Raw genomic sequence first — 26,243 nt, forward strand, 5'->3', positions numbered from 1 at the left:
TCCGAACGGGCAGGGCCGCGCAATGGCCCTGCCCGCAGGCTGCTTAGCTGTGGTCGACGTTCAGTTTGCCCTTCTGCAACAGGTCATTGATGATGGCCTGGTTGTTCAGCTGGCCGCCCTGCGTCAGGTCGACGTTCTCCAGCACGATCTTCTGGTCCGCGCCCTGGGTGCCAAGCTTGCCCTGGGTGTTGACGTCGATGACCGTGTTGTTGCCTTCCTTGTGGAAGTTCAGGTATTGCGTCAGGGTGCCATCCTTTTCGCCGACCAGCAGGTCCTTCAGGTCCAGGACGTCGCCGCCATCGGCGGGCTTGTCCAGCGAGAAGTCCTTGATGGTGTCGACGGCCGGCTTGGCGGTCGTGCCCTGGTCGCCCAGTTCCCACTTGAAGGTATCGCTGCCGGCGCCGCCGATCAGCGTGTCGTCGCCCTTGCCGCCGATCAGCAGGTCGTTGCCGTTGCCGCCTTCCAGCGTGTCGTTGCCCGAGCCGCCATGCAGCACGTCGTTGCCTTCGCCGCCGTACAGCTTGTCGTCGCCGGCGCCACCATAGATGATGTCGTTGCCATCGTCGCCGTACAGGGTATCGTTGCCGCCCTGGCCGTAGATGATGTCGTCGCCGGTGCCGCCGTGGATCGTGTCATCGCCGCCGCGCGGGTCGTCGGCCAGGTTGAAGTCGGCGTGGTGGTCCTTGATGTACTGGTACAGGTCGCCGTTGGTGGGCGCATGTCCGTCGCGCATCTCCAGGAACACTTGCAGCGCTTTCAGGCCCGAGCCCTGCACCAGGTCGGCGGGGCGGCCGCCCACCGAGGCCCAGTTCAGCACGTTGCCATCGGTGTTGAGGGTGTCGCCGAAGATGATGTCGTGGCCCGCGCCGCCGTTGATGATGTCGTTGCCGACGGCGGCCGGATCGGTGCTGGACGAACCGCCCTGCAGTGCCGCGGCCAGGTCCTTGGCGGTGTTGACGATCTGCGGCTGGCCGACAGCGCCGGTGATGTTCGTGCCTTCGATCCGGACCGTGCCCGTTCCCGTGGTGCTCGAGTTGTCAAAGAACTTCAGGTAGGCCTCGTTGACCCCCGTGCCGATGCCGATGGCGTGCACGGTGCTCTTGCCGCTCAGGCCCTTGAACTTGTCGACCGCGTCCTTCATGTCGTAGTAGTTCGTGGTGCTGCCGCCCGACCACCAGTCGCCGTTGCTGCCACGGTTGCTGAAGGTCGGATCGCCGTCCGTCAGGAAGTACGTGACGTTCTCGAAGGCCTGGCCGTTGGAGGAGGTCGGCTGCTTGTTGAACCACTTCACGGCTTCGTCGAACGCGCCTTCGTAGTTGGTGCCGCCGCTGGCGCTGAGCTTCTCGATGGCCTTGATCAGGTCGCCGACGTTGCTCGCGTTCAAGCCGTTGATCGTGTACTTGGTGCTGGCCGTCGATTCGAAGCCGATCAGCGCCACGTTGACGATACCGTCATGGCCCTTGAGGGTGTTCGCCAGGTTCTTGAGCGCGTCGATGGTCAGCTGCATGCGCGTCAGGCCCTTGGTGCCGGAGGCTTCCGACATACTGCCCGACGTGTCCACCACGATCGCGATGTTGTAGTTCTTGCCCGGTTCGACCGTGGTGACGGTGCCGCCCTTGTCGCCAAGGATGACGTCGTCGCCGCTGCCGCCGTTGATGGGCGGCTTGGTGCCGGTGCCGCTGCCGTCGTTGTCGCCCGAGATGAAGTTGTTGGTCTTGATGGCGAAGTTGTAGTCGCCCGACGTGTCCTTGCCGCCGTTGGCGGTGCCGCCATCGTCGCGCACCTGGAAGCCGAACGAGGTGTCCTGGCCCGAGGCCGAAGGCGTGTAGACCAGTTTGCCCGCGGCGATGTCCGCGGCCGAAACCACGGTATTGACCGAGACTGCCTGGCCGTTGAGCGTCAGAGTGCCGTCCGTCGGCAGGCGCGTAATGATAACGCTGTCGAGCTGGTTGCCCTCGGCGCCGTCATTGAAGTTGAACTCGGCGGCGGTGAAGGTGTGGCTGCTGCCGACATCGACGCTGGTGGCGTTGTCGGCGGCCACCGGCGCGTCGTTGGTGCCGATCACGTCGACCGTGATCAGCTGCTTGCCGGTGCCATCGGCCGAGACGACCTCGAAGGTTTCCTTCAGCACGGCGCCCGGCGGCAGATCCTGGACCACCTTCAGGCTGTTGTTCAGCGTGTAGGTCCAGTTGCCGTTGGCGTCGATCGAGAACGTGCCGTACTTGCCCGCCACGTTGGCCTGGGCGATCAGCGCGCTCTGGCCGGCGTCGGCGTCCGAGACCGTCAGCTTGCCGGTGGTGACCAGCGTCTTGTCCTCGATCACGGCGCCGGTGGACTGGCCGGTGATCTTGGCGATGTCGTTGGTGCCGGTGACGGTAACGGTGATCTCCTTGACCGCCGTGCCGCCATGGCCATCGTCCACCGTGACCTTGATGGTGTCGGTCACGGTTTCGCCTTCCTTCAGGGCTTGGACCTTGGTGCTGGCGTTGTCCAGCGTATAGGTCCACTTGCCGTTCTGGTCGACGGTGAAGGTGCCGTACTGGCCCTTGCCCTCGTTGTTGACGGACCAGGTGTGCGTGTCGTTGGTGTCGACATCGGTCTTGGTCAGTTGGCCGGTGGTGACCAGCGTGCCGTCTTCCTTGACGGTGCCGGTGGCGGTGCCGCCGATGGTCGGGGCGTCGTTGGTGCCGGTGATGTCGATGGTGATGACCTGCGTGGCCTTGCCGCCGTTGCCGTCGTCCACGGTCACCGTGATGGAGTCAGTGGCCTTCTGGCCTTCGGCCAGGGCCTGGACCTTGGCGCTGTTGTTGTCCAGCACATAGGTCCACTTGCCGCTCTGGTCGAGCGTGAAGGTGCCGTACTGGCCCTTGCCGTCGTTGTTCAACGACCAGGTGTGCTTGTCGTTGACGTCGACGTCTGCCTTGGCCAGCTGGCCAGTCACCGTCTGGGTGCCATCTTCCTTGACGGCGCCGGAGGCCGTGCCGCTGATCGTCGGGGCGTCGTTGGTGCCATTGATGGTGATGACCACCTTGCCGGTGGTGCCGTCGGCGCTGGTGACCGTGAAGGTCTCGGTCAGGTGCTCCTTGGCGCCCAGCTGCTGGATGGCCTTGGCGTCGTTGTCGAGCTTGAAGCTCCAGTTGCCGTTGGCGTCGATCGAGAACTTGCCGTACTGGCCCTGGAAGTCGGTCTGCGGCTTGAACGAAGCCTGGCCGGCGTCCTTGTCGACGATGTCCAGCTTGCCATTGGCGGTCAGGGTGGTGTCCTCCTGGACGGTGCCCTTGTCGTCGCCCGGCTTGCTGGGGGTGATGACGGCGGCGTCGTTGGTGCCGGTGATGTCGACGGTGATGACCTGGGTCGCCGTGCCGCCGTTGCCGTCGTCGACGGTTACGGTGATGGTGTCGGTGACCTTCTGGCCTTCGGTCAGCGCCTGGACCTTGGCGCTGTCATTGTCGAGCACATAGGTCCACTTGCCGTTCTGGTCGACGGTGAAGGTGCCGTACTGGCCCTTGCCTTCATTGTTGACGGACCAGGTGTGCTTGTCGTTGATGTCGACGTCGGTCTTGGTCAGCTGGCCGGACGTGGTCGTGGTGCCGTCTTCGGCGACGGCGCCGGTGGCCGTGCCGCTGACGGTCGGGGCGTCGTTGGTGCCGTTGATGGTGATGACGACCTGGCTCGTGGTGCCGTCGGCGCTGGTGACCGTGAAGGTCTCGGTCAGGTGCTCCTTGGCGCCCAGCTGCTGGATGGCCTTGGCGTCGTTGTCGAGCTTGAAGCTCCAGTTGCCGTTGGCGTCGATCGAGAACTTGCCGTACTGGCCCTGGAAGTCGGTCTGCGGCTTGAACGAAGCCTGGCCGGCGTCCTTGTCGACGATGTCCAGCTTGCCGTTGGCCGTCAGGGTGGTGTCTTCCTGGACGGTGCCCTTGTCGTCGCCCGGCTTGCTCGGGGTGATGACGGCGGCATCGTTGGTGCCGGTGATGTCGACGGTGATGACCTGGGTCGCCGTGCCGCCGTTGCCGTCGTCGACGGTCACGGTGATGGTGTCGGTGACCTTCTGGCCTTCGGTCAGCGCCTGGACCTTGGCGCTGTCATTGTCGAGCACATAGGTCCACTTGCCGTTCTGGTCGACGGTGAAGGTGCCGTACTGGCCCTTGCCTTCATTGTTGACGGACCAGGTGTGCTTGTCGGTGGCATCGACGTCCTGCTTGGCCAACTGGCCGGACACGGTGGTGTCGGCCGCGTCTTCCTTGACCGCGCCCGTGGCCACGCCCGAGATGGTCGGGGCGTCGTTGGTGCCGTTGATGGTAATGGTGACCTGGCCGGTGGTGCCGTCGGCGGTCACGACGGTGAAGGTCTCGGTCAGATGGTCCTTGGCGCCCAGTTGCTGGATGGCCTTGGCGTCGTTGTCGAGCTTGAAGCTCCAATTGCCGTTGGCGTCGATCGAGAACTTGCCGTACTGGCCCTGGAAGTCGGTCTGCGGACGGAATACGGCCTCGCCGGCATCCGGATCGACGACGTCGAGCTTGCCGCTGGCGGTCAGGGTGGTGTCTTCCTGGACCGTGCCCTTGTCGTCGCCCGGCCTGCTCGGGGTGATCACGGCGCCGTCGCTGGTGCCATCGACGGTGATGGTGATGACCTGGGTGGCCTTGCCGCCATGGCCGTCGTCGACGGTCACGGTGATGGTGTCGGTCAGGTGTTCGCCATCCTTGAGCGCCTTGACGTCCGGATTGGCGTTGTCGAGCTTGTAGGTCCACTTGCCGTTCTGGTCAAGCGTGAACGAACCATACTGGCCCTTGCCGTCATTGTTCAGCGACCAGGTGTGCGTGTCGTTGGTGTCGACGTCGTGCTTGGTCAGCTGACCGCTCACGTCCTGGTTGCTGCCTTCCTGGATCTGGCCAGTGGCCGTGCCGGTGATGGTCGGGGCGTCGTTGGTGCCGGTGACCGTCACGGTAATGACCTGGGTGGCCTTGCCGCCGTTGCCGTCGTCGACGGTCACGGTGATGGTTTCGGTGGCCTTCTGGCCTTCGGCCAGGGCCTGCACCTTGGCGCTGTCGTTGTCCAGCGTGTAGGTCCACTTGCCGTTCTGGTCGAGCGTGAACGAACCGTACTGGCCCTTGCCGTCTTTGTCCAGCGACCAGGTGTGCTTGTCGTTGACGTCGACGTCGTGCTGGGTCAACTGGCCCGACACTGCCTTGGCGCCGTCTTCGGTGACGTCGCCGGTGGCCGCGCCCGTGATGGTCGGCGCGTCGTTGGTGCCGTTGATGGTGATGACGACCTGGCCCGTGGTGCCGTCGGCGCTGGTGACCGTGAAAGTCTCGGTCAGGCTTTCCTTGGCGCCCAGCTGCTGGATGGCCTTGGCGTCGTTGTCGAGCTTGAAGCTCCAATTGCCGTTGGCATCGATCGAGAACGTGCCGTACTGGCCATGGAAGTCGGTCTGCGGCTTGAACGTGGCTTCGCCGGCGTCCTTGTCGACGATGTCCAGCTTGCCGTTGGCGGTCAGGGTGGTGTCTTCCTGGACGGTGCCCTTGTCGTCGCCCGGCTTGCTGGGGGTGATGACGGCAGCGTCGTTGGTGCCGGTGATGTCGACGGTGATGGTCTTGGTGGCGGTGCCGCCATGGCCGTCGTCGACGGTCACGATGATGGTGTCGGTGACCTTCTCGCCATCCTTCAGGGCCTGGACCTTGTCGCTGGTGTTGTCCAGTTCGTACTTCCAGTTGCCATTGGCATCGACGGTGAACTTGCCGTATTGGCCGTCGCCGTTGTTGCTGACGGTCCAGGTATGCGTGTCGGAAGTGTCGACGTCGGTGACGTCGAGCTTGCCGGTGGCGCTGGTGGCGCCGTCCTCGGCCACGGCGCCGTCGGTCTTGCCGCTCAGCTTCGGATCATCGTTGGTGCCGTCGATGGTGACGGTGATGGTGCTCTTGGTGCCGTCGGCGGTGGTGACGGTGAAGGTCTCGACCAGCTTTTCGCCCACGGCCAGGGCCTGGACCTTGGGATCGTCGTTGTCGAGTTCGTACTTCCAGTTGCCGTTGGCGTCGATGGAGAACTTGCCGTGGTCGCCCTTGGCGTCGGTCTGCGGGTTGAACGTGGCTTCGCCCGCGTCCTTGTCGGTCACGTCCAGCTTGCCGCCGGTGGTGAGGTTGCCGTCTTCCTGGACGTTGCCTTGGTCATCGCCATCCTTGCTGGGGGTGATGACTGCTGCGTCGTTGGTGCCAGTGATATCGACCGTGATGGTCTTGGTGGCGGTGCCGCCATGGCCGTCGTCGACGGTCACGGTGATGGTGTCGGTGACCTTCTGGCCATCCTTCAGCGCCTGGACCTTGTCGCTGGTGTTGTCCAGCTCGTACTTCCAATTGCCATTGGCATCGACGGTGAACTTGCCGTATTGGCCGTCGCCGTTGTTGCTGACGGTCCAGGTGTGCGTGTCGGAAGTGTCGACGTCGGTGACGTCCAGCTTGCCGGTGGCGCTGGTGGTGCCGTCCTCGGCCACGGCGCCGTCGGTCTTGCCGCTCAGCTTCGGATCATCGTTGGTGCCGTCGATGGTGACGGTGATGGTGCTCTTGGTGCCGTCGGCGGTGGTGACGGTGAAGGTTTCGACCAGCTTTTCGCCCACGGCCAGGGCCTGGACCTTGGGATCGTCGTTGTCGAGTTCGTACTTCCAGTTGCCGTTGGCGTCGATCGAGAACTTGCCGTGATCGCCCTTGGCGTCGGTCTGCGGGTTGAAGGTGGCTTCGCCCGCGTCCTTGTCGGTCACGTCCAGCTTGCCGCCGGTGACGAGGTTGCCGTCTTCCTTGACGTTGCCGGCATCGTCGCCCGGCTTGCTCGGGGTGATGACGGCCGTGTCGTTGGTGCCGGTGATGGTGACGGTGATGGTTTCAGTCGCCTTGCCGCCATGGCCGTCGTCGACAGTCACGGTGATGGTGTCGGTGACCTTCTGGCCATCCTTCAGCGCCTGGACCTTGTCGCTGGTGTTGTCCAGCTCGTACTTCCAGTTGCCATTGGCATCGACGGTGAACTTGCCGTATTGGCCGTCGCCGTTGTTGCTGACGGTCCAGGTGTGCGTGTCGGAAGTGTCGACGTCGGTGACGTCCAGCTTGCCGGTGGCGCTGGTGGTGCCGTCCTCGGCCACGGCGCCGTCGGTCTTGCCGCTCAGCGTCGGATCATCGTTGGTGCCGTCGATGGTGACGGTGATGGTGCTCTTGGTGCCGTCGGCGGTGGTGACGGTGAAGGTTTCGACCAGCTTTTCGCCCACGGCCAGGGCCTGGACCTTGGGATCGTCGTTGTCGAGTTCGTACTTCCAGTTGCCGTTGGCGTCGATCGAGAACTTGCCGTGATCGCCCTTGGCGTCGGTCTGCGGGTTGAAGGTGGCTTCGCCCGCGTCCTTGTCGGTCACGTCCAGCTTGCCGCCGGTGACGAGGTTGCCGTCTTCCTTGACGTTGCCGGCATCGTCGCCCGGCTTGCTCGGGGTGATGACGGCCGTGTCGTTGGTGCCGGTGATGGTGACGGTGATGGTTTCAGTCGCCTTGCCGCCATGGCCGTCGTCGACAGTCACGGTGATGGTGTCGGTGACCTTCTGGCCATCCTTCAGCGCCTGGACCTTGTCGCTGGTGTTGTCCAGCTCGTACTTCCAATTGCCATTGGCATCGACGGTGAACTTGCCGTATTGGCCGTCGCCGTTGTTGCTGACGGTCCAGGTGTGCGTGTCGGAAGTGTCGACGTCGGTGACGTCCAGCTTGCCGGTGGCGCTGGTGGTGCCGTCCTCGGCCACGGCGCCGTCGGTCTTGCCGCTCAGCGTCGGATCATCGTTGGTGCCGTCGATGGTGACGGTGATGGTGCTCTTGGTGCCATCGGCGGTGGTGACGGTGAAGGTCTCGACCAGCTTCTCGCCCACGGCCAGGGCCTGGACCTTGGGATCGTTGTTGTCGAGTTCGTACTTCCAGTTGCCGTTGGCGTCGATCGAGAACTTGCCGTGCTCGCCCTTGGCGTCGGTCTGCGGGTTGAAGGTGGCTTCGCCCGCGTCCTTGTCGGTCACGTCCAGCTTGCCGCCGGTGACGAGGTTGCCGTCTTCCTTGACGTTGCCGGCATCGTCGCCCGGCTTGCTCGGGGTGATGACGGCCGTGTCGTTGGTGCCGGTGATGGTGACGGTGATGGTTTCAGTCGCCTTGCCGCCATGGCCGTCATCGACGGTCACGGTGATGGTGTCGGTGACCGTTTCGCCTTCCTTCAGGGCCTGGACCTTGTCGCTGCCGTTGTCCAGCGTGTAGGTCCACTTGCCGCTGCCGTCGACCGTGAACGAGCCGTACTGGCCCTTGCCGCCATCGTTGACGGTCCAGGTGTGGGTGTCGTTGGTATCGACGTCGTGCTGGGTCAACTGGCCGGACACGGTGTCGCTGGTGTCGTCTTCGCGGATCTCGCCGACCGTGGTGCCGCTGATGGTCGGGGCATCGTTGGTGCCCGTGACCGTGACCGTGATGACCTGGGTGGCCTTGCCGCCGTGGCCGTCATCGACGGTCACCGTGATGGTATCGGTGACCTTCTGGCCCTCGGCCAGCGCCTGGACCTTGTCGCTGTTGTTGTCCAGCACGTACGTCCACTTGCCGTTCTGGTCGACGGTCAGGGTGCCGTACTGGCCCTTGCCGCCATCGTTGACGGACCAGGTATGGGTGTCGCTGGTGTCGACGTCCTGCTTGGCCAATTGGCCCGAGACTTCCTGCGCGCCGTCTTCCTTGACGTCGCCGGCCGCTTCGCCGCTGATGGTCGGGGCGTCGTTGGTGCCATTGATGGTGATGGTGACCGTGCCGGTGGTGCCGTCGGCGGTGGTGACGGTGAAGGTCTCGGTCAGCTTCTCGCCCACGGCCAGCGCCTGCACGCGCGGGTCGGCCTGGTTCAGGTTGTAGACCCAGTTGCCGTTGGCGTCGATGGAGAACGTGCCGTGCACACCCGCGCGGTCGGCCACGGCCACGAAGAACGACTGGCCATCGTCCGCGTCGACGACATTGAGCTTGCCATTCGCGGTGGAGACTTCGTCTTCCTTGACCGTGCCGGCGTCGTCGCCCGGCTTGGCGGCGGTGATCTGGGCCGGGTCATTGACGCCGACCACGGTCACTTCCACGGTGGCGGTGGAGGTCGCGCCGCTGGGGTCGGTGACCACGTAGGAAATCGTGGTGGTCGTGGTCTGGCCCTCCGGCAGATGCTGGAAGCCGGTGCCCGGCACGAACACGTAGCTGCCGTCCGGCTGCACGATGAAGGTGCCGCCGTTGGAGCCGGTGACAGCGACGCCATTCGGCGTCATGGGCCGGCCGTTGATCGAGACCAGGCTCAACGGATCGCCGTCGGGATCGCTGTCGTTGATCAGCAGGTTGCCGCGCACGGCGCTCTTTTCATCGGTGCGGGCAACGTCATTGATGGCCAGGGGCGCGTTGTTGTTGTCGCCCGCGGCGGCGCCATCACCGCCGGCGCCGCTGGAGGCGCGGTCGATCGTGTCGGCGCCACGGCCCGGATTGGGGTAGGCCAGGTCCAGCGGGCTGGTGGTTTCCAGGATGCGGGCCAGGCGCACGAAGCTGCCGCCGCCGTCGTCGCCGCTGCCGCCGGTCAGGGTGGCGGCGGTCGGATCCAGCACGTCGAACGGATCCTGGCCCGCTTGCAAGGCCGCCAGCAGGCGGTCGGAGTCGGTGCCCTTGGGCGCGGCCACGGCCGCTTCGGTCGGGTCGGCCAGCGGGCCGGCCATGTCCTCGGTGACCGCCACCGCCCGGCCTTCGCCGATCACGATCGGCATGCCATTTTCCACCTGCAGCGCCACCGTGGCGCCCGATGCCGTGACGATGTCGCTGCCGGCGGGCACCTTGCTGCCTTGGTGCAGCTCGGTCAGGGAACCGTCGCTATTGCGTATCCACGCGCGACCGGTGATTTCGTTGACGACTGCGGGGGAGGAGTTGGCCATGTTGGTTCCGTTTCAGGGAGTTATCCAAGATGGCCTAGATACTAGAGGGGGCCGCCGCGCGGCGGTATTGTCCTCGAGGACAGGTTCACGAGGGGATTTTGCTGCGCGTATCGGCCGGCGCCGAGATGCCGTGCACCCGCAGCGCCAGTTGCAGGCGGTCGGTCACCTCGAGTTTTTCGAAGACCGCCGACAGGTGGGCCTTGACGGTGCGCTCGGTGATGCCGAGCGCGTCGGCGATCTGGGCGTTGGACTGGCCGCTGGCGGCGTAGCGCGCCACGGTGGTTTCACGCTCGGTCAGGGTGCCGTTGTCCCAGGACCGGCTGTCCTGCGCGCGCTCCGTGACCAGCCGCAGCAGGCGCGTCACCAACGAACGACCCATCCAGATGCCGCCGGAGGCGACTACCTCCAGCGCCTGCGCCAGGGCCGGCGCCGGGGCGTAGCTGTGGCAATACCCCAAAGCGCCGGCGCCCAGCGCCTGGGCGCCCTGTTCGTCGTTGGGGCTGGCGCTGGCCACCACCACCTGCAGCCCGGCGAGCTGGGCATTCCAGGCGGGGTCCTGCCAGGACGGCAGTCGCGGCAGGTCGGTGTCCACCACCGCCAGGGCGCGGCCCTGCTCGCGCCAGCGCTGCAGGTCCGCCAGGCCGCGCCCGCGGGCCGCCAGCCAGCGCGCCGGATCCAGGGCGCGCCAGTGCTGCCACAACAGGTCGTCGTGCGTAATCAACAAGACGGGAACGGATTTCATAAAGCCTTCTCGCTCTCCTCTAACGCTCGGTAAAGGCGTTGGCCTTCGCGCGCAGCACCGGCTTGAGCAGGTACTGCAACACGGTGCGCTTGCCGGTCAGGACGTGGACCTCGGCCACCATCCCGGGGATGATGGGCAGGTTCTTGTCGCCCACCGTGCTGCGGTCCGTGCGGACCCGCACCACGTAATAGGAATTGCCTTTCTCGTCGGTCACGGTGTCGGCGCCGATCTGCTCGACCTTGCCTTCCAGCCCGCCATAGATGGCGAAGTCGTAGGCGGTGAACTTGACCTCCGCCTTCTGGTCGGGGTGCAGGAAGCCGATGTCGCGCGGCAGGATGCGCACCTCCAGCAGCAGGGTGTCGTCCTTGGGCACGATCTCGATGATGTCCTTGCCCGGCTGGACCACGCCGCCCACGGTGTTGTTGAACAGCGTCTTGACCGTGCCGCGCACCGGGGCGCGCACTTCGGCCAGCTTGACGCGGTCGGCCAGGGCCAGCTTGCCCTCGCGCAGGGTCGACAGCTTGGTGTTGGTCTCGGACAACTCGTTGCGGGCCTGGTTGCGGATGTTCAGCTCGGATTCCTCGAGCTTGCTCTGGGCTTCCTTGATGGAGGCCTGGATGCGGTCGATCTGGGCCTCGGCGCCTTTCTGTTCGCCGCAGTAGCGGGCCACGTCGCGTTGCAGGCGCAGCAGGTCGACCTCGGACACCGCGCCGCTCTTGAGCAGCGGCCGGGTCACCTGCAATTCGCGCGAGGTCAGGCCGCAGCTGGCCGACGCCTGGTCGCGCTTGGCGATGGTCTCGCGCAGTTCTTCCTGGCGCTGCTTGAGCTGTTCGCGGGCGACGTTGACGGTGGCGTTCAGTTCGGTGGTGCGGGCCTGCCAGGCGTTGCGCTCCATTTCGGCCAGGCCGGGCGCCTGCTTCAGCACTTCTTCGGGCGCGACGAAGGGTTCGCCCGTGGCCAGCGCCTTCAGGCGCGCCGACTTGGCCAGCAGCGACAGGTATTCGGCATTGTTTTCGCCCAGCGACGAGGCGAAGCGGGTGGAATCGATCTTCAGCAGGATCTGGCCAGCCTCGACCTCCTGGCCGGGCTTGACCAGGATTTCCTCGACGATGCCGCCGTCCAGGCTCTGGATGATCTGTACCTGGCGCGAGGGCACGACCTTGCCTTCGCCGCGCACGACTTCGTCGATATAGCCGAAGGCCGCCCACAGCAGCAGCAGGAAGACGGCCAGCAGGCTGGTCCACAGCAGCACGCGGGCGCCGCGCGCCTGCGATTCGTGGATGACCCATTCGGCGTTGCCGACGTAGTCGGTGCGCGCCTTGGGTTTGCCTTTCTCGGCGCCGTCGAGCAGGCGGTCGAAGAAGTAAATGAAGACGCCGCGTATGCGCAGCCACAGCCGCTTGAGCAGGCCGGGCCGGGCAAGGGCGGGTTTCGGGATGGCGGTGGTGTTGTCCATGCGGCTCTCAGCTTCCGCGTCCGACGCGCCCCTGGCGCAGGGCTTCGACGACCTGTTCCTTGGGGCCATCGGCCACGATGTGGCCGTTATCGATGACGATCAGGCGATCGACCAGTTCCAGCAGGGCGGTGCGGTGCGTCACCAGCAGGATGGTCTTGTTGGCGCTGGCTTCGCCCAGGCGGCGGCGCAGCTGGGCCTCGCTCTGGTGATCCATGTTGCTGCTGGGTTCGTCCAGCAGCAGGATGGGCGGATCGTTGATCAGCGCTCGCGCCACCGCCACCGACTGGCGCTGGCCGCCCGACAGCGACTCGCCGCGCTCGCCGATGAGCATGTCGAAGCCGTTCGGGTGCAGGTTGGCGAACTCGGTCACGCCGGCCATGTTGGCCGCCACCAGGATGCTGGCGTCGTCGGCGTAGGGCGCGCCCATCGCCAGGTTGTGCTTGAGGCTGCCGTAGAACAGCAGCGGGTCCTGCGGCACGTGGCCGATGGCGCGGCGCACGTCGGCCGGGTCGATCTGGCGCACGTCCACGCCGTCCAGCAGGACCGCGCCCTCGGTCGGCTGGAACAGCGCCAAGGCCAGCTTTTCCAGCGTGGTCTTGCCTGAGCCGATGCGGCCGATGATGCCGACCTTTTCGCCCGGCTTGAGCTTGAAGGACACCTTCTTGAGCACCGGCTGGGTGCTGCCCGGGTAGGTGAAGCTGACGTCGCGGAATTCCAGGCCGCCATGGAACACCGGGCGGTGCAGGAACTCGGCCTCGGCCGGGCGTTCGATCGGCAGCTTCATGTAGTTGTCGATCGAACCCAGCGAGGTGCGGGCATTCTGGTATTGCATCAGCAGGCCGGCCACCTGGCCCAGCGGGGCCAGGCAGCGGCCGGCGATCATCGAGGCGGCGATGATGCCGCCCATCGATAGGGCCGAATCCTGCGCCAGGTACACGCCGATGATCACGACCGCGATCGACACCAGCTGCTGCACCGCCTGCACGAAGCCCACGGTGGACGACGAGATCAGCTTGAGCTTGCCGCCCGTCTGCGCGATGAACTCGGTGGAACGCTCCCAGTTGCGCTGGATTGCGCCCTGGGCGTTGAGGGTCTTGACCGCTTCCAGCCCCGTCAGGGCCTCGACCAGGGTGGCATTGCGCTGCGACGAAGCCTGGAAAGAAGCCATCGTCAGCGCTTCCATGCGCGCCTGCGCGGCCAGTGACACCACCAGGATCAGCACGATCGCCACCACCGGCGGCAGCACCATCCATGGCGAGATCCAGGCCAGCGCGGCCAGGAACAGCAGGATGAAGGGCAGGTCCACCAGCGTGGTGATGGTGGCCGAGGCGATGAAGTCGCGGATCGATTCGAACGAGCGCAGGTTGGCGGCGAACGAGCCGACCGACACCGGGCGGCCTTCCATGCGCAGGTCCAGCACCCGTTCCATGATCTGCGCCGACAGGCGCACGTCGACGCGCTTGCTGGCGCTGTCGACCACGTGCGAGCGCGCCGTGCTCAGGATCATGTTGAAGATCACCACCAGGGTGATGCCCAGCGCCAGCACCCAGAGCGTCTCGACGGCGTTGTTGGGCACCACGCGGTCATACACGTTCATGGTGAACAGCGGCATCGCCATCGCGAAGATGTTGATCAGCAGCGCGGCGATGAGCGCGTCGCGGTACAGGCGCCGGTTTTCCATGATGGCGGCCCAGAACCAGTGGCGTTCGCGCACCTTGGCCACTTCCGGCGCGCGCGCGTCGAAGCGGAACTGCGGCCGCACGAAACAGACCAGGCCAGTGTATTGCGCGTCCAGCTCGGCCGCGCTCATCTCGACCGCGCTGCCGCCGAGCTCGGGATGGCTGATCACGCACTTGTCGCCATCCCTCTTGAGCAGCAGGCAGGCCCGCTCGCCATTCAGCAGCAGGATGGCCGGCAACAGGTCCGACGGCAGGCCGTCCAGCGGGCGCTTGACCACGCGCGCCGACAACTGCGCGCGCGCCGCCGCTCGCGGCAGCAGGGCCGGGGTCAGGCGATGCGATTCCAGCGGCAGGCCGGCGGACAGCGCCTGCGCGGTGGCCGCCACGCCGTGCAGCCGGGTGATCTCGACCAGGCAGTCCAGCAGCGGGTCGTCATGCGCGGCGCGCGCGTCGGCGCGCCATTCCCGGGCGGCGGCGTCAGATAACTTGTCCATCATCGTCATCCAGCAGGTCCAGATGCTCCGAGAGTCGCGCGCGCTGTTGCTTGCGCTGGGTGAGTTTTTGCTGGGCCTGTATCGGCAGGTCCGTCATGCGCAAGGTGCCATTGGCGATCAAGGCGTCGATCAAGTCTTCCAACACGCGGACGAAGTCCGCATCCAACCGTGAAAAGTCGTTGTCCTCTGTAGCCATATGGCCTCCTTGCGCGCGCCTCGTCAGGGACGGGCCTGGGCGGCGGGCGCGTTCAGCGGCACCAGCGTGGGCGGCAGGGTGCCTTCGTTGTATTGCACACGCACTGGCGTCAGCCGCGCCGAATCGGGCACCGTGGAATTGCACAGGCGGATGACATCGTCGGACACCACCAGCTTGCCATTTTCCTCGGGCATTTCGTTGCGCGCGGGCTGCAGCGTCAGCGCCGGCAGCAGCTTATGCGAAAGCGCCAGCCAGCGATACTGGGCCAGCCTCAGGTCATAGACCGCGTTGGTCAGGGCCCGGCGCGATTCGAACAGTTCGTTTTCGGTGTTGAGCAGGTCGAGCAGGGTGCGTTGGCCAATCTGGAACTGCTGGCGATAGGCATCGCGCACCTTGGCCGTGGCCATTTCGTGGTCGCGCAGGAAGGGCAGCTTTTCCTGCAGGCTGGTGATGTTGTTCCAGGCCACGGCCAGGTCCTGCTGCACGTTGCGGCAGGTATAGTCGCGCACGTCGCGGGCCGCGTAGGATTGGGCCGCCGTCTGGCGCACCCGGGCCGAATCGGCGCCGCCGCGGTACAGGTTGTAGTTCATGACCACCTGGACGCTGGAGCTGCGGATGTTGCGGTTTTCCGGCGTCGGGTCGTTCTGGTCGCGGCCGGTGGCGGCGACGAATTCGAACTTGGGCGAGAACGCGCCCTTGGAGGAGGCCACGCCCGCTTCCGCCGCCTGCAGGGCGGCCTGCTTGGACAGGAAGCTGGGGTTGCGGCGCAGCGACTCGTTGAAGTTGCCGGGCTTGGTCGGCAGCTTGTCGGAGATGTCCGGCACCGGCTGCATCGACTCGGGCGGCAGGGCGCCGGTCACGCGCTGGAAGCGCTGCTGCACGTCCAGCAGGTTGGTGGTTTCGGTCATCAGGTTGGTCTGGGCCAGCGCCAGGCGGCCGCCGGCCTGTTCCAGGTCGACGCGCCGGCCCACGCCGGATTCCGTGCGCTGGCCGATCTGCTTGAGGGTTTCCTCGTGCAGCGAATAATTCTGGCGGGCCAGCAGTTCCATGTCGCGGTAGCGCTGCAGGTCGATATAGGCCTGCACGGCGGCCAGGGCGGTGCTGTCGCTGGTGGCCAGCACGTCATAGAAACGCGCCAGCTTGTCGAACCCGGCCTGCTTGACGTCGTTGCTGGTGCGGAAGCCGTCGAAAATCAGCTGGCGCAGTTCGAAGTTGTAGCCGGGGCGGTTCCAGTTCTGCGAGCCGACGCCGGGGACGTTGTTGCGGTATTCGCGGCCGACATAGCCCAACGCGTTGACTTGCGGGAAGAACGCGCCGCGCGCCACTGCCTGGCCTTCCAGCGACGCCTGGAAATCGTGGTATTTCGCCTGGATTTCGGGGTTGCTGAGCAGGGTCTGTTCAACAATCTGGTTCAACGTCGTGACGCCCGGGGCGGGCGCCGCAGTGCTGGAATCCGCCGCGGCGGGCTGGGCAAAGGTGACAGGAACGAATGCCAACGCCAGGGCGGAAACCGAGGTCTTAAGCAGAAACGAAGACATAGGGATTATTCGCGAGTCAAGTTTGGGATTAGTAGCCGGCATATTGTGTGCAAATGTCAGAATTGACGAGTCAAGATTTGTTAATTCTTGACGGATGTTTGCCGGCCCGTCGGGATTTGTTTCACGTAAATCACGACAATTGACGTGATTTGCGCGAAATTCAACATGGACGGATTAATCAAAAACTATTAATGCGTTTTATGTCGCATTATTTCGGTTTCTGCTTTGCCACATTGAAACTTGATTATACCTGCTTGCGTCTTTTGTATCTAAATTGTTTTTATATTGCGCTCGCCGATTATCTGCCGCTTTTCGCCGGAATCCACGCGCGGAAACCGTGAACCGATGTCGAGGATCGAGGCATGGTGGTATTGCATGTACTAGTATTGCCGGTGTGCTTGTACTAGGTTTGGTCGCTGTGCATAATTCTTCCATGCCGCAGCGGCCGGCGCGGGAACGTTTGGTTTCTTCGCGCCAGGCACCAGCCGGATTGTCTATTTGCAGAGCGCATCCATGGCCCAAACCCTTTACGACAAACTCTGGGACGCCCACATCGTCCACCAGGAATCAGACGGCACCTGTCTGCTCTATATCGATCGCCACTTGCTGCATGAAGTGACCAGCCCGCAGGCGTTCGAAGGCCTGGCCATCGCCGAGCGCAAGCCGTGGCGCAACGGCGCCAACCTGGCGGTCGCCGACCACAACGTGCCGACGATGAACCGCGCCCAGGGCATCGACGACCCCATCTCGCGCCTGCAGGTCGACACGCTCGACGCCAACTGCGACAAGTACGGCATCACCGAATTCCGCATGAACGACCTGCGCCAGGGCATCGTCCACGTCATCGGGCCGGAGCAGGGCGCCACCCTGCCGGGCATGACCGTGGTCTGTGGCGATTCGCACACCAGCACGCACGGCGCGCTGGGCGCGCTGGCGTTCGGCATCGGCACGTCCGAGGTCGAACACGTGCTGGCCACGCAGACGCTGCTCATGAAGAAGGCCAAGAGCATGCTGATCAAGGTCGAAGGTGAACTGCCGTTCGGCTGTACGGCCAAGGACGTCGTGCTGCACGTCATCGGCATCATCGGCACCGCCGGCGGCACCGGCCACGCCATCGAATTCGCCGGCAGCACCATCCGCGCGCTGTCGGTCGAAGGCCGCATGACGGTCTGCAACATGGCCATCGAGGCCGGCGCCCGCTCCGGCATGGTCGCCGTCGACGACAAGACCATCGAATACTTCCGCGGCCGTCCGTTCGCGCCGTCCGGCGTGCTGTGGGACCACGCCGTGGCCTACTGGCGCACGCTGCATACCGACGCAGGCGCCAAGTTCGACACCGTGGTCGAAGTCAACGCCCGCGACATCAAGCCGCAGGTCACCTGGGGCACCTCGCCCGAAATGGTGCTGCCGGTCGACTCGCGCGTGCCGGACCCCGACCGCGAAAAAGACGACGTGCGCCGCAGCGGCATGGAACGCGCGCTCGAATACATGGGCCTCAAGCCCAATACGCCGCTGACCGACATCCGCGTGGACCGCGTCTTCATCGGCTCCTGCACCAACTCGCGCATCGAGGACCTGCGCGCCGCCGCCGTCGTGGCGCGCGGCAAGCACGTGGCCTCCAACGTGCGCCAGGCCATGGTGGTGCCGGGTTCCGGGCTGGTCAAGCAGCAGGCCGAGCGCGAAGGCCTGGACAAGATCTTCATCGAGGCCGGCTTCGAATGGCGCGAGCCGGGCTGCTCGATGTGCCTGGCCATGAACGCCGACCGGCTCGAGCCGGGCGAGCGCTGTGCCTCGACCTCGAACCGCAACTTCGAAGGCCGCCAGGGCCAGGGTGGCCGCACCCACCTGGTGAGCCCGGCGATGGCCGCGGCCGCCGCCGTGGCCGGCCACTTCGTCGACGTCCGCACGTTCCGTTAAGCGCCCACCGAGTACCGACATCATGCAAGCATTCACCACTCACGAAGGCCTGGTGGCTCCGCTCGACCGCGAAAACGTCGACACGGACCTCATCATCCCCAAGCAGTTCCTCAAGTCCATCAAGCGCACCGGCTTCGGCCCGAACCTGTTCGACGAATTGCGCTACCTGGACCACGGCGAACCGGGCATGGACAACAGCAAGCGCCCGCTCAACCCCGATTTCGTGCTGAACCAGCCGCGCTACCAGGGCGCCTCGGTGCTGCTGGCGCGCAAGAACTTCGGTTGCGGCTCGAGCCGCGAGCACGCGCCCTGGGCCCTGACCCAGTTCGGTTTCCGCGCCATCATCGCGCCGTCGTACGCCGACATCTTTTTCAACAACAGCTTCAAGAACGGCCTGCTGCCCATCGTGCTGTCCGAGCTCGAAGTGGCGCGCCTGTTCGACGAAGTGAAGGCCTTCCCCGGCTACAAGCTCAACATCGACCTGGAGCGCCAGGAAGTGGTGGCGGCCGACGGCCGCGCCATGAAGTTCGACATCGAGCCGTTCCGCAAGTACTGCCTGCTGAACGGCTTCGACGATATCGGCCTGACCCTGCGCCACGCCGACAAGATCCGCGCCTTCGAGGCCGAGCGCCTGGCCCGCCATCCCTGGCTGGAAAGCCGGCCGATCGCCTGACAGCTCCCTTCATACCGATCACAGGACCGTTTTTTCCATGACTCACAACATCGCAGTCTTGCCGGGTGACGGCATCGGCCCCGAAATCGTCGAACAGGCCGTGCGCGTCCTGAAGGCGCTGGACGTGCCGTTCGATATCAAGCAGGCCGCCGTCGGCGGCGCCGCCTTCGACGAGTTCGAGCACCCGCTGCCCCCGGCCACGCTGAAGCTGGCCAAGGAATCGCACGCCGTGTTGTTCGGCGCCGTCGGCGACTGGAAGTACGACAGCCTGCCGCGCGAATTCCGCCCCGAGCAGGCCATCCTGGGCCTGCGCAAGGCGCTCGGCCTGTTCGCCAACCTGCGTCCCGCCATCCTGTATCCCGAGCTGGCCAGCGCCTCGTCGCTCAAGCCCGAGATCGTGTCCGGCCTGGACATCCTGATCATCCGCGAATTGACCGGCGACATCTATTTCGGCACGCCGCGCGGCGTGCGCTCGTCGCCGGACGGCGCTTTTGCCGGCGAACGCGAAGGCTACGACACGATGCGCTATGCCGAATCGGAAGTGCGCCGCATCGCCCGCATCGGCTTCGAATCCGCCCAGAAGCGCAACAAGAAGCTGTGCAGCGTCGACAAGGCCAACGTGCTCGAGACCTCGCAGTTCTGGCGCGACATCGTCATCGAAGTGGCGCGCGAGTATCCGGACGTCGAGCTGTCGCACATGTACGTCGACAACGCCGCCATGCAGCTGGTGCGCAACCCGCGCCAGTTCGACGTGATCGTCACCGGCAACCTGTTCGGCGACATCCTGTCGGACGAGGCCGCCATGCTGACCGGCTCCATCGGCATGCTGCCGTCGGCCTCGCTGAACGCCGGCGGCCAGGGCCTGTACGAGCCCAGCCACGGCTCGGCGCCCGACATCGCCGGCCAAGGCATCGCCAATCCGCTGGCGACCATCCTGTCGGCCGCCATGCTGCTGCGCTACTCGCTGAACCTGGCGCCGCAGGCCGACCGCATCGAAGCCGCGGTGCGCCGCGTGCTGGCCGATGGCCTGCGCACCGCCGACATCTTCGAACCCGGCACCACCAAGGTCAGCACCTCGGGCATGGGCGACGCCGTCCTCAAAGCCCTGGCCTGATGCCTGCAAGGGACGCGCTCTTGCGGCGCTGTCCCGATTCCAGGGGCTGCCCGCAGGGGCGGCCCTTTTTCATGTCGATGTTGCCGCGGCGCCGCGAAAGCAGGGTGGCTTTGATTGCGGCCCCGTTTTTTCAAGCTGCGCCGCAACATCCATGCGTGCATTCTGATAAATTGTTGGGTTCTTGCACGTTTTTTCACCACACCTTGTCCCCACCTTTAAAGAGCGATTGAAATGAATCAAGCAGTAGGCCTTGTCGGCTGGCGCGGTATGGTCGGCTCGGTGCTCATGCAACGCATGCGCGACGAGAACGACTTCGCACTGATCGAACCGGTGTTTTTCTCCACCAGCAACGCCGGCGGCGCCGCCCCCACTTGGGCGACTGGCGCGGGCCCGCTGCAAGACGCCTACAACATTGACGCTCTGAAAAAACTGCCGATCATCGTGACGGCGCAAGGTGGCGACTACACCTCCGAGGTCTACCCGAAGCTGCGCGGCGCGGGCTGGAACGGCATCTGGATCGACGCCGCCAGCACGCTGCGCATGGCCGATGACGCCATTATCGTGCTGGACCCGGTCAACCGTCCCGTGATCGACGCGGCGCTCAAGCGCGGCGTGCGCAATTTCATCGGCGGCAACTGCACGGTCAGCTGCATGCTGATGGGCCTGGCCGGCCTGTTCAACAACGACCTGGTCGAGTGGATGACCACCATGACGTACCAGGCCGCTTCCGGTGGCGGCGCGCAGCACATGCGCGAACTGCTGACCCAGTTCGGCGAGCTGAACCACGCCGTCAAGCCGCTGCTGGACGATCCGGCCTCGGCCATCCTGGAAATCGACCGCGGCATCCTGGCCAAGCAGAAGGACGCCGCGCTGCCCCACGAGCACTTCGGCGTGCCGCTGGGCGGCAGCCTGATTCCCTGGATCGACAAGGACCTGGGCAACGGCATGTCCAAGGAAGAGTGGAAGGGCGAGGTCGAGACCAACAAGATCCTCGGCCGTGGCGCCGCCTTCGGCACCGCCGCCACCCCGATCGACGGCCTGTGCGTGCGCATCGGCGCGATGCGCTGCCACAGCCAGGCGCTGACCATCAAGCTCAAGCGCGACCTGCCGCTGGACGAGATCGAAGCGCTGATCGCCCAGGGCACGCAGTGGGCCAAGGTCATCCCCAACAGCAAGGAAGAGACCATCCGCGAGTTGACCCCGGTCGCGGTCACCGGCACGCTGGACATCCCGGTGGGCCGCCTGCGCAAGATGTCGATGGGCCCGCAATACCTCAGCGCCTTCACCGTCGGCGACCAGCTGCTGTGGGGCGCCGCCGAGCCGCTGCGCCGCATGCTGCGCATCGCGCTGGCCGAAGCCTGAGGCCTGGCGGGCGGCGTGGCCGCCCGCTCGCGACGAGGCCGTATCGCAAAGGCACCTTCGGGTGCCTTTGTCGTTTGCGCCGGGTCATCAGCGCATCGGACGCGGCCGGCAATGTGCCGGCCAGCCAACGCCGATGCGCCTTTCAGGTTTGTGAAACGCGCTCGATCCATTACACTTTTCCGGTGAATTGAGGCTTGTTCTCACGCGTTCGCCGCGAACAGCCTCCGCCCGACCATTCGACGACAAGAACGGAATTCCAGCTTATGACCCAGCGTTCGCGCCAAGTGAAGCATGCCCGCCGTTTGAAGGCCCTCCAGTGGGCGATCGCGCTGGCGATCGGCGCGAGCGCTTGCAGCCCGGCGTTGGCCATGCGGGTCGGGCATTCGCGGGTGGTCTCGGCCCCGGGCGCGCCCTTGCAGGCGCTGGTGGGATTGCAGGAACTCACACCCGACGAAATCGCGTCGCTGCGGGTGTCGGTGGCCGACGAGGCTTCGTGGCAACGCGCGGGCCTGAAACCGCCCGCGCCGCTGGCCAGCCTGGTGGTGAGGGTCGAGGATGGGATGGATCCGACCCGCAAGAACCTGCGGGTGCGGTCGACGCAGGCGCCGTCCGGCGGCGCGGTCGACCTGCTGCTGGACATCAGCTCCAGCTCGGGCCAGCGGCAGGTGCAGGTCAGCATCCTGGTGCCGTTGCGGGGCGCGGGCGCCGAGGTTTCGCCCGCGGCCGTTGGCACGCCGAGCCGCGCCAGCGGCACGGCGGGGTCGGTCAACGTGAAGTCGGGCGACACGCTGTTTGCGATTGCCCAGCGCAATGCGGTGCCGAACGCCTCGATCTACCAGATGTTGGTGGCGTTGTGGCGCGCCAATCCCGATGCGTTCATCCAGGGCAACATGAATCTGGTGCGGGCCGGGCAGAAACTGGCGATTCCCGACGCGGCGACCGTGCGCGCCGTCGATCCGGCGGAGGCGCGCCGTATTTTCAACGAGCACGCCGAAGCGTTCGCCCGCTACCGGGCCCGTCTGGGCGCGGCGGCCGGCGCCAACCCCTCGGTGGTCAAGGGCCAGGATGCCGCTTCCGGCACGGTGGCCCGTCCCGGCGACACGGGCGTGGCCACGGCGTCCCAGCCGCAGGACCGGGTGCGCCTGTCCTCCGGCCAGGCCCAAGGCGGCGCGACAGCCCAGGCCGATGCGCAGGCTGATCAGCGCGCCTCCGACGCACGAGCCATGGCGGATGCCCAGGGCCGCGTGAATCAGTTGCAGAGCAATGTCGATGAATTGAACAAGGCCGTCGCGGGGCAGGGGGGCGCCACTGGCACTCCTGGCGCTGCGGGGGCTGCGGGCACGCCTGGTTCGACCGGAGCGGCGGGTGCATCCGGTACGCCTGGCGCGACCGGAGCGGCGGGTGCATCCGGTACGCCTGGCGCGACCGGAGCGGCGGGTGCATCCGGTACGCCTGGCGCGACTGGCGCGGCGGGTGCATCGGGTACGCCTGGCGCGACTGGCGCGGCGGGTGCATCGGGTACGCCTGGCGCGACTGGCGCGGCGGGTGCATCGGGTACGCCTGGCGCGACTGGCGCGGCGGGTGCATCGGGTACGCCTGGCGCGACTGGCGCGGCAGGTGCATCGGGCACGCCTGGCGCGACCGGAGCGGCGGGCGCATCGGGTACGCCTGGCGCGACTGGCGCGGCGGGTGCATCGGGCACGCCTGGCGCGACTGGCGCGGCGGGCGCATCGGGCTCGCCCGGCGCAACGGGTGCCGCAGGCGCACCGGGCACCCCTGGCGCCGTCGGCGCCACGGGAGCGCCGGGCCTCTCCGGCACGCCCGGCGCCGCCGGTCCGTCGACGGCCGCTGCGCAACAGGACAAGGCCGCCGCGCAGGCGTCGGCCGACAAGAACAAGGATAAGGATTTGACTTCTTCGATGCCGGCCTGGTTGGCCGACAACCTTCTCGTCATCGTCACCGCCGTGCTGGCGCTGATCGCTTTCGCCATCGCCTGGGTGCTGCGACGCGCGGGCGCGCGGCGCGGCGATGACGACGAGGAAACCTACGCCTATAACGAGCCGGTGCTGGACACCGCGGCGCTGAACCGCAAGCTCGATTCCATCAGCCTCGACCTGGACGAACCGCCCACGGACGAACCGCGCCCGGTTGGCGGTCCCCGGATTTGAACGATGCCTAGAGTTGCAATGGGGCTGGCATACGACGGCTCCGCCTGGCAGGGTTGGCAGACCCAGCCGCACCGGCAGACGGTGCAGGACACACTGGAGGCCGCGCTGGCGCAGTTCTGTGGCGTGACGGACGCGGTCCCCACCATCTGCGCCGGCCGCACAGACACCGGCGTGCATGGCGCGATGCAGGTTATCCATCTCGACACCACGCTCGATCGCCGCATGGAATCCTGGGTGCGCGGCGTGAATGCCTTCCTGCCCTCCAGCATTTCCGTACAATGGGCCAAGGCGGTGCCGGACGCGTTCCACGCCCGGTTTTCGGCCCGCGCCCGGACTTACGTCTACCTGCTGTGGCGAGGCCGGGTGCGTCCCGCTCTTTGGGCCGGCCGCGCCGGGTGGTGCTACCAGCCCCTGGATGTGGATGCCATGCGCGGCGCAGCGAACGCCTTGCTGGGCGAGCACGATTTTTCCAGTTTTCGTTCCTCGCAGTGCCAGGCCAAACACCCGGTGCGCATCATGCATCGGCTCGACATCGACGAGCGCGGTCCGTTCCTGGTGTTCACGCTGCGGGCCAACGCGTTCCTGCATCACATGGTGCGCAACATCATGGGCGCGTTGCTGCAGATTGGGCAGGGGCGCGAGTCGGTGGACTGGATGGCGCAACTGCTTTCATGGCGCGACCGCCGGCGCGGCGCGCCCACGTTTTCTCCCGATGGCCTGTATCTGTCGGCCATCGATTACCCGGACGAGTTCGGCCTGGACGAGCTGGATGGCGGAGCCCTGTTGCTGTCGCCCTTCACCCGACCGTCGGGCAACCCGCCCTAGCCGGACGCCGGCCGGCGCCCAATGGAGGCCTGTCTCATGCAACGCCGCGCGTTTTTGAAACGAACCGCCCTGGGGGCCGCGAGCGGCGCCGTGATCGCCGCGCCGGCGTATGCGCAGGATGCGCCGGCGGTTTCGTGGCGGCTGGCATCGAGCTTCCCCAACGAGTCGCCGACGCTGTTCGCCGGCGCCGAGGACGTGGCGCGCTATGTCGGCGACGTCACCGACGGCAAGTTCCGCATCGAGATATTCTCCGCCGGTGATCTGGTGGACGCCGGCCAGGTGTTGGACGCGGTGCAACAGCGCGTCGTCGAATGCGGCCACACCGCGTCGACCCGGTTCTTCGATACCGATCCCGCATTGTGCTTCGATGCTGGCGTGCCATTCGGCCTGAATACCCGGCAGATGAATGCCTGGATGATCCAGGGCGAGGGGCTGGCGCTGACCCGCGTGTTGTTCGACAAATACAACATCCTCAACTTTCCCTGCGGCTTTACCGGCGCCCAGATGGGCGGCTGGTTTCGCGGCGAGGTCAAGACGGTGGACGACCTGCGCGGCCTGAAGGTCAAGGCCGGCGGTTTCGCCCGCCAGGTGTTGGCCCGCATGGGCGCCGCGCCGGTGGACCTGCCGATCGCCGATACCTATGCGGCGCTGGAGCAGGGCGGCGTCGATGCGGTGGCCTGGATCGGTCCGCACGATGACGAGAGCCTCGCGCTCTACAAGGTCGCCCGGAACTACTATTTTCCTGGCTGGTGGGCGGGCACGTTGCAGTTGTCGCTGTACGTCAATCAGGACGCGCACGACGAATTGCCCAAGTCCTACCAGGCGGCGCTGGAGCTGGCCTCGCGGATGGCCACTTCCAACATGATCGCAAAGTACGACGCCGGCAATCCCGACGCCCTGCGCCGGCTGGTGCAGCGCGGCGCGCAGCTCAAGGCTTTCCCCAGGCCGATGCTGCAAGCCGCCCACGAGGCCGCGCTCAAGCTCTACCAGGAGTTGAGCGGCAAGGATCCCATGTTCAAGAAGCTGTACGAAAGCATGACCGCCTTTCGCGACAAGGAAATCCCCTGGTTCCGCGTGGCCGAGGGCAGCTTCGATTCGCTCATGGCCACGCTGGGCCAGCCGGCCGCCTGAACGCGCCTGGCCGGGCCGGCGCGCCGGGGCCGGAGAGCGTTCCCTTATACTGATCGGACCTGTCGCGCCGAGCGACACAAGCGGTGAATTCCATGCGCACACGCATCAAGATCTGCGGTCTGACCCGCGAAGAAGATATCGACGCCGCCGTCTCGGCCGGCGTCGATGCCATCGGTTTTGTCTTCTATCCCAAGAGCAAGCGCTACGTCACGCCGACCCGCGCGGCGCAACTGCGCCGCGCGGTGCCGGCCTTCGTGGACGTGGTGGCGCTCTTCGTGAACCCGGATCCGTCGCAGGTGCAGGCGGTGCTCGACGAGGTGGGACCGGAGTTGCTGCAATTCCATGGCGACGAAACGCCGCCGGACTGTGCGCGCTATGGCCATCGCTACCTGCGTGCATTCCGTGCCGGCGCGCCCGGCCTGGATACGCCGGAAGACCTGGCGACGTACTGCCGCGCCTTCGGCGAAGCCGCCGGCTGGCTGTTCGACAGCTACAGCGCGGGCTACGGCGGCAGCGGCCATGGTTTCGACCATGCCTTGCTCGCCGACGTGGCGGCCGATCCCGTGTCGCGCCCGCTGATCCTGTCGGGCGGTCTGAACCCCGACAACGTTGCCGCGGCGGTGCAATCGGTGCGGCCGTGGGCGGTCGATGTGAGCAGTGGCGTCGAGGTCGAGCAAGGAATAAAAAGTTCTGATAGAATCTCGTTCTTCGTTGCTGCGGTGCATGCCGCAGACGCGAAGAAATAGAAGGGAAAAGCAGTGCTGGCAGGGAAGGTGAAAACCACGAACCCGGCCGTTGCGGCTGAAGAATTTAGTGAATCGAAGGTATCTGCCAAATGCGCATGTGCCACAACATGCGGCAAAAACGCATGATCCAGACGATTCGCGGCATTTTCTGAAGCCAGATAATTTTTGAAGCCTGATAAGCAACGAAAAAGCAACGAAATAAAAACAGCAAAAAATCTGAAAAGACGATTTGCACAGTTTAAAAAAGCACTATATAATTCTTCTTCTT

The 26,243-nt window shown here is 65.8% G+C and carries 14 protein-coding genes; 8 read left to right on the forward strand and 6 right to left on the reverse strand.

The annotated features are described in order from the left end of the window. Positions 1-43 precede the first annotated feature (43 nt). From artA to AT699_RS10070, 6 genes are all read right to left on the reverse strand, one after another. The gene (gene artA, locus AT699_RS32175) at positions 44-9,934 is read right to left on the reverse strand and encodes an RTX adhesin (RefSeq protein ID WP_058207280.1); all 9,891 of its coding nucleotides are present in this window, start codon (positions 9,932-9,934) and stop codon (positions 44-46) included. A gap of 85 nt (positions 9,935-10,019) precedes the next feature. Next, positions 10,020-10,676, reverse strand: a complete 657-nt coding sequence (locus AT699_RS10050) for a helix-turn-helix transcriptional regulator (RefSeq protein WP_049053714.1) — start codon at positions 10,674-10,676, stop codon at positions 10,020-10,022. A 19-nt stretch (positions 10,677-10,695) separates the two neighbouring features. Further along, on the reverse strand, positions 10,696-12,132 hold the full coding sequence (locus AT699_RS10055) for an HlyD family type I secretion periplasmic adaptor subunit (protein ID WP_006387945.1): 1,437 nt from the start codon (positions 12,130-12,132) through the stop codon (positions 10,696-10,698). 7 nt (positions 12,133-12,139) lie between these two features. Then, positions 12,140-14,305: a type I secretion system permease/ATPase gene (locus AT699_RS10060; RefSeq protein ID WP_024068382.1), complete on the reverse strand. Its 2,166-nt coding sequence runs from the start codon at positions 14,303-14,305 to the stop codon at positions 12,140-12,142. Next, on the reverse strand, positions 14,289-14,501 hold the full coding sequence (locus tag AT699_RS10065) for a hypothetical protein (RefSeq protein WP_006387947.1): 213 nt from the start codon (positions 14,499-14,501) through the stop codon (positions 14,289-14,291). Before AT699_RS10065 ends, AT699_RS10060 begins: the two co-directional genes overlap by 17 nt. 23 nt (positions 14,502-14,524) lie before the next feature. Continuing rightward, positions 14,525-16,039 (reverse strand): TolC family outer membrane protein, encoded by a 1,515-nt coding sequence (locus AT699_RS10070; RefSeq protein ID WP_024068383.1) that lies wholly within the window; start codon positions 16,037-16,039, stop codon positions 14,525-14,527. 513 nt (positions 16,040-16,552) lie between these two features. Here AT699_RS10070 and leuC point away from each other — a divergent pair. The 8 genes from leuC (at position 16,553) to AT699_RS10110 (ending at position 25,975) form a co-directional block, all read left to right on the forward strand. Next, on the forward strand, positions 16,553-17,956 hold the full coding sequence (leuC, locus tag AT699_RS10075; protein ID WP_006387949.1) for a 3-isopropylmalate dehydratase large subunit: 1,404 nt from the start codon (positions 16,553-16,555) through the stop codon (positions 17,954-17,956). 22 nt (positions 17,957-17,978) lie between these two features. Continuing rightward, positions 17,979-18,629: a 3-isopropylmalate dehydratase small subunit gene (leuD, locus tag AT699_RS10080; protein ID WP_006387950.1), complete on the forward strand. Its 651-nt coding sequence runs from the start codon at positions 17,979-17,981 to the stop codon at positions 18,627-18,629. 37 nt (positions 18,630-18,666) lie between these two features. After that, entirely contained in the window at positions 18,667-19,743 is a 1,077-nt protein-coding gene (gene leuB / locus AT699_RS10085; protein ID WP_006387951.1) for a 3-isopropylmalate dehydrogenase, read from the forward strand. Positions 19,744-19,974: 231 nt separating this feature from the next. Next, the gene (gene asd / locus AT699_RS10090; protein WP_006387952.1) at positions 19,975-21,105 is read left to right on the forward strand and encodes an aspartate-semialdehyde dehydrogenase; all 1,131 of its coding nucleotides are present in this window, start codon (positions 19,975-19,977) and stop codon (positions 21,103-21,105) included. A 263-nt stretch (positions 21,106-21,368) separates the two neighbouring features. Continuing rightward, complete coding sequence (locus AT699_RS10095) at positions 21,369-23,273, forward strand: type IV pilus assembly protein FimV (RefSeq protein WP_058207281.1); 1,905 nt, start codon at positions 21,369-21,371, stop codon at positions 23,271-23,273. Positions 23,274-23,276: 3 nt separating this feature from the next. Next, positions 23,277-24,098 (forward strand): tRNA pseudouridine(38-40) synthase TruA, encoded by an 822-nt coding sequence (gene truA / locus AT699_RS10100; RefSeq protein ID WP_045953095.1) that lies wholly within the window; start codon positions 23,277-23,279, stop codon positions 24,096-24,098. Positions 24,099-24,134: 36 nt separating this feature from the next. Beyond that, positions 24,135-25,229, forward strand: coding sequence for a TRAP transporter substrate-binding protein (locus AT699_RS10105; protein ID WP_006387956.1), 1,095 nt, complete (start codon positions 24,135-24,137; stop codon positions 25,227-25,229). Between the two features lie 92 nt (positions 25,230-25,321). Continuing rightward, positions 25,322-25,975 carry a phosphoribosylanthranilate isomerase gene (locus tag AT699_RS10110; protein ID WP_006387957.1) on the forward strand — a complete coding sequence of 218 codons (654 nt, stop codon included), beginning with the start codon at positions 25,322-25,324 and terminating at the stop codon, positions 25,973-25,975. Positions 25,976-26,243 lie beyond the last annotated feature (268 nt).

This window comes from Achromobacter xylosoxidans (genome assembly GCF_001457475.1).
Lineage (GTDB): Bacteria > Pseudomonadota > Gammaproteobacteria > Burkholderiales > Burkholderiaceae_B > Achromobacter > Achromobacter xylosoxidans.